This is a genomic window from Dactylosporangium sp. NPDC051087 (genome assembly GCF_055586325.1).
Window position 1 is genome coordinate 249,706 of the sequence record NZ_JBVJIJ010000012.1, and the last position, 11,173, is coordinate 260,878.

An 11,173-nucleotide genomic window follows, 5' to 3' on the forward strand; every position below is an offset into this window, starting at 1 on the left:
CACCGCAGCGCGCCGCCCGCCACGGCGCCCGGACCTCTCCCGTCGCTGGAAGGGCACCCCCATGTCGCATTTCTCCCGAACTCCCTCGCGAACTCGTTCGCGGGCCGGCCGCCGGCTCGCGGCCCTCGCGGCCATCGGCGTGACCGCCGCCGTGGTCGCCGTGCTGCCCCAGCAGTTTGCCAACGCCGCCAACGAGAGCGTCGGCGTCTGGCTGACCACCACGTCCGACGGCGGCGGCCGCACCGTCACCCGCGGCCTGCAGCAGCAGAGCCCGGTCGTGTTCACGGCGAGCACCGGCGGCGCCAACCAGACGGTCACGGTCAACGAGGGCACGACCTACCAGCCGTTCGAGGGCGCGGGCGCGTCCTTCACCGACACCGCCGCGTTCAACCTGCGCGGTAGCGGCGCGCTGAGCCAGGCGACCCTCAACGACGTGATGACGAAGCTGTTCAGCCCGACGGCCGGGATCGGCGTCAGCGCCACCCGCAACGTCATCGGTTCCTCGGACCTGGCGCAGAACAGCTTCTCCTACGACACCACCTGCTGCGACCTCAACGACTTCTCGCTGTCGCGCGACGCCGACGTGATGGCGCTGACCAAGCAGGCGCGGAGCCTCAACCCGGGCATGTTCGTCATGGCCTCGCCGTGGTCGGCGCCGCCGTGGATGAAGGACAACAACGCCTACAGCCAGGGCTACCTGCAGGCGCAGTACTACAAGACCTACGCGCAGTACTTCGTCAAGTACATCCAGGGCTACCAGGCGCAGGGCGTGCCCATCAAGTACGTCACCCAGCAGAACGAGCCCGGCTGCTGCCCCGGCTACCCGTCGATGCAGTGGCCCGTCTCCGGCCTGCAGTCCTTCGCCAAGAACGACCTCATGCCCGCGCTGCAGGGCGCCGGGCTGAGCACGAAGCTGCTCATCGGCGACTGGAACTTCGACACCTACGCCACGTGGGTGGCGCCGCTGGTCGGCGACGCCGCGATCCGCAACCACCCCAACTTCGGCGGCATCGCCTGGCACGACTACGGCGGCAGCCCGTCGCAGATGACGACGGTGCACAACCAGTACCCGAACGTCAACCAGTACTTCACCGAGCACTCCGGCGGCACCTGGGTCGGCAACCAGCACTCCGAGGACATGTACGACCTCATCGAGTACTTCCGCAACTGGGGCCGGTCCTGGACCAAGTGGAGCCTCGCCGTCGACCAGAACATGGGCCCGCACAACGGCGGCTGCGGCACCTGCACCGGCCTCGTCACCGTGCACCGCGGCGACAGCCGCTCAGGCCAGGTCGACTACACGATCGAGTACTACACGATGGGCCACCTCACCAAGTTCGTGAAGCCCGGCGCGGTGCGCATCGACTCGACCGCCAATGGCGCCATCCCCAACGTGGCGTTCAAGAACCCCGACGGATCCAAGGCCCTCATCGCCTACAACCCCGGCGGCTCGACCCAGACGCTGAAGGTCAACTGGGCCGGCCAGTCGTTCGTGTACAGCCTGCCGGCGCGGACCTCGGCGACGTTCACCTGGAACACCGCCACCGGCAACCCGGACCCGACGCAGACCGGCGGCACCCGCACCGGGCAGATCACCGGCATCGCCGGTAAGTGCGCCGACGTCGCCGCCGGCAACTCGGCCAACGGCACCGCGGTGCAGCTGTGGGGCTGCAACGGCAGCGGCGCCCAGCAGTGGACGACCGGCAACAGCGACAGCAGCATCCGCGCGCTCGGCAAATGCCTCGACGTCTCCGGCGCCGGCACCGCCGACGGCACCGTGGTGCAGCTGTGGGACTGCAACGGTAGCGGCGCGCAGCAGTGGACCAACCAGGCCGGGAAGCTGGTCAACACCGGCTCCGGCAAGTGTCTCGACGCGACCGGCAACAGCTCCGCCGACGGCACCCGCCTGCAGATCTGGACCTGCTTCGGCGGCGCCAACCAGCTGTGGACGCTGCCGTAGCGCCTTGGAACACCTCGTGACACGGTGGCGGCGCCCCTCCCGCGCGGGGGGCGCCGCCGCCCCCTCGCCTGGGACATGGCCGGGCGGCCTGCGCCGGCACCGCCGACCAGGCCTGGCTCTCGGCTCAAGGCCGTCCGGAGGGTCGCCGTGCGGACCGGCGGCCCTCCGGGCTCAGGCGGGGCGGGCGTAGACCTCGCGGGGGATCGTGTAGGCGAGGTCGACCGCCGTCTCCACGGCCTCGTCCAGGTCGAGCAGCCCCTGCGCGACGAGCCCGGCGAGGTGGCCGGCGTCGATGCGGCGGGCGAGGTCGTGCCGGGCCGGGATCGAGGCGAACGCGCGGGTGTCGTCGACGAAGCCGGCGGTGTTGTAGAAGCCGGCGGTCTCGGTGACGGAGGCGCGGAAACGGCGCAGGCCTTCGGGGCTGTCCAGGAACCACCAGGGCGCGCCCAGGCGCACCGCCGGGTAGACGCCGGCGAGCGGAGCGAGCTCGCGGCTGTAGACGGTCTCGTCGACGGTGAAGAGGATCAGCCGCAGCGACGGTGAGCGGCCGAACGCCTGCAGCAGCGGCCGCAGCGACCGGGTGAACTCGGCGGCGACCGGGATGTCGAAGCCGCGGTCCGGGCCGTACAGCGACAGCGCCTCGGTGCTGTGGTCGCGCAGGACCCCGGGGTGCAGCTGCATGACGAGGCCGTCCTCGCAGGACATCGCGGCCATCTGGAACAGCATGTGCCCGGCGAACGCGGCCGCGTCGGCGGCGGAGACCCTGCCGGCCAGCGCGTCGGAGTAGATGCGGCGGGCGTCGGCCTCGCCGAGCGGGGTGGTGCCGGCGGACTCGTGGCCGTGGTCGGTGGCGAGCGCACCGGCGTCGATGAACGCCTGCCGCCGGGCGCGCAGCGCGGCGAGATAGCCGTCGTAGTCGTCGGTCGGTGTGTCCGCGCGTTTCGCCAGCGCCGCGACGTCGGCGATCCAGGACGGGCGCCCCAGGTGGACGAGGGCGTCGGGGCGGAACGTGGGGATGACCCGCGCGCCCCAGCCGTCGGCGGCCAGCCGGGCGTGCGCGTCCAGGTCGTCCAGCGGCGAGTCGGTGGTGGCGAGGACCTCGATGCCGAAGCGCTGGAACAGTGCTCGCGGCCGGAACTCCGCGGCCGTGAGGCGCTCGGCGATCGCGTCGTAGAGCTCGTCGGCGGTCGAGGCGGAAGGCACCGTCGTGACGCCGAAGACCTCGACGAGCTCGTGGGTCAGCCAGTACCGCGACGGGGTGCCCCGGAACAGCTTCCAGTTGGCGCAGAACGTGCGCCAGATCGCCCGCGGATCGGTCTGCGCCGCGTCACCGACGCCCAGCGCGTCCAGCGGCACCCCCGCCGCGTGCACCAGCCGGGTCACGTAGTGGTCCGGGGTGATCAGCATCGAGGCCGGGTCCCCGAACGGAGTGTCGTCGGCCAGCAGTCCGGCATCGACGTGGCCGTGCATGCAGACCAGCGGCAGCGCCCGGGTCGCGGCGTAGACGGTGCGGGCGAGCTCCCTGGTGGTGGGGTCGGGTGGCAGGGCGCGGTCGGGGTCGAGGTGGAGCTGCGGCACCGAAGAAACTCCCTCGCAAGAGATCCCACAAACGTTCTCATCACTGTGTGCCCCGGGAAGCTACCCGTCAAGAGAATCTCTTGACATCGACCTACAAACGATTTCATGCTTGCCGGCATCACCTCAGGACAGGGAGCGTGCTCGATGCCCGTGACGATCAAGGACGTGGCCCGGGTGGCCGGCGTGTCGCCGTCGACGGTGAGCCGTGCCCTGACCACGCCCGCGCTCGTCCAGGCCGAGACCCGGGCAAGGGTCGAGCGGGCGGCCGCCGAGCTGGGCTACCAGCCCAACCGGGCGGCCCGCGGCCTGATCACCGGCCGCACCGGCAACATCGGGCTGGTCGTGCCCGACCTGACCAACCCGTTCTTCCCCGGCGTCGTCAAGGGCGTGCAGAGCCGCGCCCGTGAGTCCGACTTCTCGGTCTTCCTCGCCGACACCGACGAGGACCCGACCGCGGAGGCCGGCCTGGTCCGGGCGCTGAGCAAGCAGGTCGACGGCATCGTGCTGTGTTCGCCTCGCATGAGCGAGGAGGACCTGCGCTCCGTCGGCGGCGAGACGCCGATCGTCATGCTCAACCGCCGGGTCGGCCAGATCCCGTCGATCACCATCGACAACGGCGACGGCATCCGGCAGGCCGTCGCGCACCTCGCCGCGCTCGGCCACCAGCGCATCGCCTACGTCGGCGGCCCGCGGCTGTCGTGGTCCAACCGGGAGCGCACCAAGGCGCTGCGGGCGGTGACCGCGGCCAGCGGCATCGACCTCGTCGAGGTCGGCAACTTCGCACCCCAGTTCGCCGGCGGTGTCGCCGCCGCCGACCTCGTCCTCGCCGCCGGGGTCACCGCCGTCATCGCCTACAACGATCTCGTCGCGCTCGGCCTGCTCAACTGGTTCGCCACCCGCGGTGTCAAGGTGCCCGAGACGATCAGCGTCATGGGCTTCGACGACATCGTGCTCTCCCAGATGGTCAGCCCCTCACTGACGACCGTCGCCCAGCCGCAGGAGCCGATCGGCCGGGCCGGCGTCGACATGCTGCTGCAGCTCCTCGAAGACCCCGACCGCGCGGCCGTCGCGAGGCGGGAGCTGCCGTCACAGCTCATGGTCCGCCATTCCACGGGCCGCGCACCCGCCCCCTGAGAAGGGAACCGCCATGAAACCCTGGAGAACCGCCGCCTCACTGCTCGTGCTGTCGCTCGCCGCGTGCGGCGCGCCGACGAAGAACACCCCCGCCACCACGTCCAGCGGCGACCTGCCGCTGAAGCCCGCGTCCGCGGTGACGCTCAACATCCTCGACGTCGCCGGCAACCTCCAGCTCACCCAGGGCATGATCGACGACTTCGTGTCCGCGCACGCCGACACGATCAGCAAGGTCACCTATTCGAAGGCGACGGCGCCGGAGCTCGCGCCGAAGGTCAAGGCGCAGCAGGGCGCCGGTCGGGTCGACATCGACCTCGTGCTCACCGGCGTCGACGGCCTGGCCGCGGGCGTCGATCAGGGACTCTGGCAGCCGCTGCTGCCGGCGTACGCGCAGCGCCTGTCCAACATGAACAGCTATCTGCCCGGCGCCGCCGCCATGCAGAAGCTCGCCGGGGGCTACGGCGTCACGGTCACCTACTACCCGTCCGGGCCGCTCATCGAGTACCTGCCGGCGAAGGTGCCGAACCCGCCGAAGAGCGCCGAGGAGCTCCTCGCCTTCGCGAAGGCCAACCCGGGCACCGTGCAGTACGCCCGGCCCGCGAACTCCGGGCCCGGTCGCACGTTCCTGATGGGCCTGCCGTATCTGCTGGGTGACAAGGACCCGAAGGACCCGGTCAACGGCTGGGAGAAGACCTGGGCATACCTGACCGAGCTGAACAAGTACGTCGAGCTGTACCCGTCCAGTACCAGCGAGACCATGAAGTCCCTGGCGAACGGCTCCGCGAAGATCATCGCGACGACGACGGGTTGGGACATCAACCCGCGCGTCCTCGGCCAGGTGCCGAAGGAGGCGATGATCGGCTCGCTGAACGGTTTCCACTGGGTCACCGACGCGCACTACGCCGTCGTCCCGAAGGGCGTCTCCGCCGACAAGCAGTCCGCGATCCTGCTGCTGCTGCAGGAGATGCTCACCCCGAAACAGCAGGCGAAGGCCTACGACAAGGGCTACTTCTACCCCGGCCCGGCGGTCAAGGACGTGCCGCTGTCGATGGCGCCCGCGGACAGTCAGAAGGCGATCACCGACTTCGGCCGCCCCGAGTACGACGCGCTCATCTCCGGCAACCCGCTCGAGGTGCCGCTGGACGCGAAGGCGCTCGTCGCCGCGTTCGACAAGTGGGACCGTGAGATCGGTGGCGCGAAGGTGAAGAAGTGACCTTCAAGCAGCTTCGTCTGGAGGGCGTGACCCGCCGGTTCGGTGGGCAGGACGCGCTCGTGGACCTTGACCTGACGATCGAGCGGGGCGAGTTCATCGCCCTGCTCGGCCCGTCGGGCTGCGGCAAGTCGACCGCGCTCAACTGCCTCGCCGGCCTGCTGCCGCTGACCGCGGGCCGGATCTGGCAGGACGACACCCGCCTTGACACGCTCCTGCCGGAGAAGCGCGGCTTCGGCATGGTGTTCCAGAACTACGCCCTGTTCCCGCACCTGAGCGTGGCGAAGAACATCGCGTTCGGGCTGCAGATGCGCCGCCTGCCCAGTGCGGAGGTCCGCCGCCGCACCGACGAGGCGATCGCGCTGGTGCACCTGGAAGCGCAGGCGCGGAAGCTGCCCGGTCAGTTGTCCGGCGGGCAGCAGCAGCGGGTCGCGATCGCCCGCGCCGTCGTCCTCGAGCCGTCGCTGGTCCTCATGGACGAGCCACTGTCCAATCTGGACGCGAAGCTGCGGCTGGAGATGCGCACCGAGATCCGCCGGCTGCACCAGGCCCTCGGTCTCACCACGGTGTACGTGACCCACGACCAGGAGGAGGCGCTGTCGATGGCCGACCGCCTGGTCGTGCTCCGCAACGGGCGCGTCCAGCAGGTCGGCACCCCCGAACAACTGCACACGCGGCCCGCGAACCGGCACGTCGCCGACTTCATGGGCTTCCGCAACCTGCTGCCGATGACCGTCACCGGCGCCGGACCGTCCACTGTGGTCGTCGAAGGTGGCGGGCTGACCCTGCACGGCACTGCTGTCGGCGAGGTCGCCGCCGGGGACGCGGTGGTCGCCGGGGTACGACCGGAGTCACTGCGGCTCGCGGACGACGGGTTCACGGCCACCGTGGAGGTCGTCGAGTACCAGGGCCGCGAGGTCGCCGTCGAGGTCGTCACCGACGCCGGTCAGCGGCTGCACCTGCGCACCGGCGACCGCCCGGCACCCGGCGACAAGATCCGGCTCGCGGTGGAACCCGCCGCCCTGCTGGTGTTCCCGGCCGGGCAGGACACCTGATGGCGGCCGTCACGCAAGGCAAGGTGGCGCTGCGGCACCGGCTCGCCGAACGCGGCGTCGACCGGCAGCTGCTGCTGCTCGGCCCGGCGCTGCTGTTCGTCGTGACCCTGTTCGTCTACCCGTTCTTCTACGGCATCGGGTTGTCGTTCCAGCCCGAGGAAGGTGGGCCGTTCGAGGCGTACCGGTCGTTCTTCGCCGACGCGTACGAGCGCGGCACCCTCACCACGACACTGTGGTTGTCGCTGCCGGTGGCGTTGCTCAACGTCGGGGCGTCGGTGCCGATCGCCTACCGGATGCGGGGCCGGTTCCGCGGCAAACGGCTGCTCACCACGGTCCTCGTCGTGCCGATCACCCTCGGCACCGTCCTCACCGCCCAGGGGCTGCTGAACTTCCTCGGCCCGACCGGCTGGTTCAACCGCACCCTGATGGCGCTGCACCTCGTCGACGGGCCGGTCCGGCTGACCCACAACTACTGGGGGGTGTTCTTCTCCCTCGTCATCACCGGCTTCCCGTTCGCGTTCCTCCTCGTCCTGTCCTACCTGTCGGGTATCGACCCGACCCTGGAGAAGGCCGCCGCAACGCTCGGCGCGGGCTGGGCGCAACGCTTCCGGCGGATCACCCTGCCGCTGCTCGCCCCCGGCCTCGCGACCACGTTCTGCCTGACGTTCGTGCTCGCGTTCAGCGTCTTCCCGTCCGCGGTCCTCGTCGGCGACCCCGCCGGCGACACCCGGGTCATCTCCATCGCCGCCTGGCACGCCGGCTACGAACAGTACGACTACCCGAAAGCGTCCGCGATCGCGGTCGTCATGGGCCTCGTCGAACTCGCCGTCATCGCCGCCGTCCTCGGCTGGCGCTCGCTGCTTTACACCGGATCCACGGGAGGCAAGGGATGAAAACCGGCGCCTGGATCGTCTGGGGTGTGGTCGCGTTCTTCTTCGTCAACCTGCTCGGCGTCGTCGGGTCCGTCGTCGTCAGCTCGTTCGGGACCACATGGTTCGACACGTGGCTGCCGACCGGCGCCACCGGCCAGTGGTACGGCGAGGCGTGGCGCGACTTCGGCCTGCTGCCCGTGCTGGTCACCACCCTGGAGGTGTCCGCGCTCGTCGTCGGCATCTCCGTCCTCGTCGGCGTGCCCGCCTCCTACGTCCTCGCCCGGCGCTCGTTCCCCGGCCGGCGGGTGCTGTACCTGCTGTTCCTGCTGCCGATCCTGATGCCGCCGATCACCTACGGCATCCCCCTGGCCACCGTGCTGTACAAGTACGGGTTCGCCGGGCACATGACCGGGGTGGTGCTGGCGAACCTGGTGCCGTCGGTGCCGTTCGTCATCCTCACGATGACCCCGTTCATCGAACAGATCGACCCCACCATCGAACGCGCCGCCCGTATGTGCGGCGCCGGTACCCGCCAGATCTTCACCCGCATCCTCGCGCCGCTGCTCGTCCCCGGCATCCTCGCCGCGTCGATCCTCGTCCTGGTGCGCACCGTCGGCATGTTCGAACTGACGTTCCTCACCGCCGGACCCGACTCCACCACCCTCGTCGTCGCGCTCTACAACTCGATGTCGGCCGCCGGGATCCGCGCCCAGCAGTCCGTCGACGCGATGGCCGTCATCTACACCGGCACGATGCTGGTGCTGCTCGTCCTGGCGCTGCGCCTCGTCAACCCGACCCAGCTCGTCGCCCGGGTCAAAGAGGAAGAGATCACGTGAGAATCACCGAGGCGCGGGTCATCGTCACCTGCCCCGACCGCAACTTCGTCACGCTGAAGATCGTCACCGACGAGGGCGTGACCGGGGTCGGCGACGCGACGCTCAACGGGCGCGAGCTCGCCGTGGCCGGCTACCTCACCGACCACGTCGTGCCGCAGCTGATCGGCCGCGACCCGACGCGCATCGAGGACACCTGGCAGTACCTCTACAAGGGGGCGTACTGGCGGCGCGGGCCCGTCACCATGTCGGCGATCGCGGCCGTCGACACGGCCCTGTGGGACATCCTCGGCAAGGTGGCCGGGTTGCCCGTCTACAAGCTGATCGGCGGCCGTTCCCGCGAGGGCGTCACGGTGTACGGCCACGCCAACGGCTCCACGGTGGACGAAGCGGTCGCCGAGGTCGCCAGGTACGTAGACCTCGGCTACAAGGCCATCCGGGTGCAGACCGGCGTCCCCGGCCTCGCCAGCACCTACGGCGTCTCCGGCGACAAGATGTACTACGAACCCGCCGACGCCGCCCTGCCGACCGAGAACGTGTGGTCGACGGCCCGCTACCTCAACCACGTCCCGTCCGTGTTCGCCAGGGTCCGCGACGAGTTCGGACCGGACGTCAAACTGCTGCACGACGTACACCACCGGCTCACCCCGATCGAAGCCGCCCGCCTCGGCAAATCCCTCGAACCCTACGACCTCACGTGGATCGAGGACCCCGTCCCCGCCGAACTGCAGGACGGGTTCCGGCTCATCCGCCAGCACACCACCACCCCGATCGCCGTCGGCGAAGTCTTCAACACCATCTGGGACTGCGAACAGCTCATCCGCGAACAACTCATCGACTACATCCGCGCCACCGTCGTGCACGCCGGCGGCATCACCCACCTGCGCCGCATCTTCGACCTCGCCGCGCTGCACCACGTGCGGTCCGGCTCGCACGGCGCCACCGACCTGTCCCCGGTCTGCATGGCCGCCGCCCTGCACGTCGACATCGCCATCCCGAACTTCGGGCTGCAGGAGTACATGCGGCACACGACGGCGACGGACGAGGTCTTCCCGCACGGGTACCACTTCGACGGCGGCTACCTGCACCCCTCAGAGACGCCCGGGCTCGGCGTCGACATCGACGAGGAACTCGCCGCACAGTACCCGTACAAGCCGGCGTCCCTGCCGGTGAACCGCCTCGAAGACGGGACGATGCACAGTTGGTGAACCGCCTCGGCCTCCCGGCACTGTCCATGCTGGACGGTGTCCGTAAACCCGGCTACGACCCGCGGGACGTCCAGGTCGGGATCGTGCACGTCGGCGTCGGCGCGTTCTTCCGCGCGCACCAGGCGGTCTACACCGACGCCGTGCTCGCCACCGACCCGGCCTGGGGGATCGCGGGCTTCACCCAGCGCTCCGCCACCGTCCGCGACCAGCTCGCGCCGCAGGACGGGCTCTACACCGTCCTGGAGCGCGGGGCCGGCGCCGGGCCGCCGCGGGTCGTCGGCGCACTGCGCGAGATCGGCCTGGCCCACGAGGTGGTGAACAGGATCGCCGACCCGGCCGTGCGGCTGGTGACCCTCACCGTGACGGAGAAGGGCTACCGGCCCGGCAACGCGGTCGAGCGGCTCGTCGCCGGCCTGGAGCTGCGCCGCCGCGCCGACGCCGGGCCGATCAGCGTCCTGCCCTGCGACAACCTGCCCGCCAACGGCGCCACCCTGCGCGGCCTCGTCGTCCGCCACTGCGAAGGGCTGCCCGGAGGGGACCGGCTGCTGGACTGGATCACCACGTCGGTGGCCTTCCCGTCGTGCGTCGTCGACCGGATCGTGCCGGCGACCGCACCCGCCGACCTCGCCGCGGTCGCGTCGGCGCTCGGCGTCCGCGACGAGGGCGCGGTCGTCGCGGAACCCTTCAGCCAGTGGGTCATCGAGGACTCGTTCGCGGCCGGCCGACCCGCCTGGGACGCCACGTTCACCGACGACGTGGCCCCCTACGAGGCGGCGAAGCTGCGGCTGCTCAACGCGACCCACTCGCTGCTGGCGTACACCGGCGCGCTCGCCGGCCACGAGACGATCGCCTCGGCGATGGCCGACCCGGTCCTCGCCGACGCCGCCCGGCGGCTCATGACCGAGGACGCCACGCCGACGCTCACCCCGCCGGCCGGCTTCGACCTCGCCGGCTACCAGGAGTCCATCCTGCGCCGGTTCGCCGACCCGGCGCTGGGCCACCGCACCGCCCAGGTCGCCGCCGACGGCTCGCTGAAACTCCCGATCCGCCTGCTCGGCACCGCCCGGGACCGGCTCGCCGCCGGCGCCGATCCACAGTGGACGGCGCTGGCCGTCGCCGCGTGGATGGTCTACGTGGCGACCCGCCGGCCCGTCGACGACCCACGCGCGGCCGAGCTCGCCGCCGCGACGGCCGCGGTCCGGGGCCCGGCGGAGCTGGTCGACGCGCTGCTGCCCGTCTTCCCCGACCCGCTCGGCCCCGTGTGGCGCGAGCTGCTCGTCACGCACGCCGCACGCCTGCTCCGCCAATAGGTTCGGCACCTCA

9 protein-coding genes are annotated in these 11,173 nt (G+C 70.9%); 8 read left to right on the top strand and 1 reads right to left on the bottom strand.

From position 1 onward, the window contains the following. Positions 1–61: 61 nt before the first annotated feature. A complete protein-coding gene (locus ACZ6TV_RS24145) occupies positions 62–1,960 on the top strand; it encodes a ricin-type beta-trefoil lectin domain protein (RefSeq protein WP_465299493.1) in 1,899 nt (632 codons plus the stop codon). A gap of 171 nt (positions 1,961–2,131) precedes the next feature. On the opposite strand, the gene uxaC is transcribed toward ACZ6TV_RS24145, so the two are convergent. Then, on the bottom strand, positions 2,132–3,538 hold the full coding sequence (gene uxaC, locus ACZ6TV_RS24150) for a glucuronate isomerase (RefSeq protein ID WP_465299494.1): 1,407 nt from the start codon (positions 3,536–3,538) through the stop codon (positions 2,132–2,134). Positions 3,539–3,682: 144 nt separating this feature from the next. Between uxaC and ACZ6TV_RS24155 the strand changes: the two genes are divergently transcribed. The 7 genes from ACZ6TV_RS24155 to ACZ6TV_RS24185 are packed head-to-tail and all read left to right on the top strand — an operon-like array spanning position 3,683 to position 11,160. Continuing rightward, positions 3,683–4,672, top strand: coding sequence for a LacI family DNA-binding transcriptional regulator (locus tag ACZ6TV_RS24155; RefSeq protein ID WP_465299495.1), 990 nt, complete (start codon positions 3,683–3,685; stop codon positions 4,670–4,672). A 13-nt stretch (positions 4,673–4,685) separates the two neighbouring features. Next, positions 4,686–5,885, top strand: coding sequence for an extracellular solute-binding protein (locus tag ACZ6TV_RS24160; protein WP_465299496.1), 1,200 nt, complete (start codon positions 4,686–4,688; stop codon positions 5,883–5,885). Beyond that, the gene (locus ACZ6TV_RS24165; RefSeq protein WP_465299497.1) at positions 5,882–6,937 is read left to right on the top strand and encodes an ABC transporter ATP-binding protein; all 1,056 of its coding nucleotides are present in this window, start codon (positions 5,882–5,884) and stop codon (positions 6,935–6,937) included. The genes ACZ6TV_RS24160 and ACZ6TV_RS24165 overlap by 4 nt, the downstream gene beginning before the upstream one ends. Beyond that, positions 6,937–7,830 (top strand): ABC transporter permease, encoded by an 894-nt coding sequence (locus tag ACZ6TV_RS24170; protein ID WP_465299498.1) that lies wholly within the window; start codon positions 6,937–6,939, stop codon positions 7,828–7,830. The genes ACZ6TV_RS24165 and ACZ6TV_RS24170 overlap by 1 nt, the downstream gene beginning before the upstream one ends. Continuing rightward, entirely contained in the window at positions 7,827–8,645 is an 819-nt protein-coding gene (locus ACZ6TV_RS24175) for an ABC transporter permease (RefSeq protein ID WP_465299499.1), read from the top strand. Before ACZ6TV_RS24170 ends, ACZ6TV_RS24175 begins: the two co-directional genes overlap by 4 nt. Beyond that, a complete protein-coding gene (gene manD / locus ACZ6TV_RS24180) occupies positions 8,642–9,850 on the top strand; it encodes a D-mannonate dehydratase ManD (RefSeq protein ID WP_465299500.1) in 1,209 nt (402 codons plus the stop codon). Before ACZ6TV_RS24175 ends, manD begins: the two co-directional genes overlap by 4 nt. Further along, positions 9,847–11,160: a mannitol dehydrogenase family protein gene (locus ACZ6TV_RS24185; protein ID WP_465299584.1), complete on the top strand. Its 1,314-nt coding sequence runs from the start codon at positions 9,847–9,849 to the stop codon at positions 11,158–11,160. Before manD ends, ACZ6TV_RS24185 begins: the two co-directional genes overlap by 4 nt. Positions 11,161–11,173 lie beyond the last annotated feature (13 nt).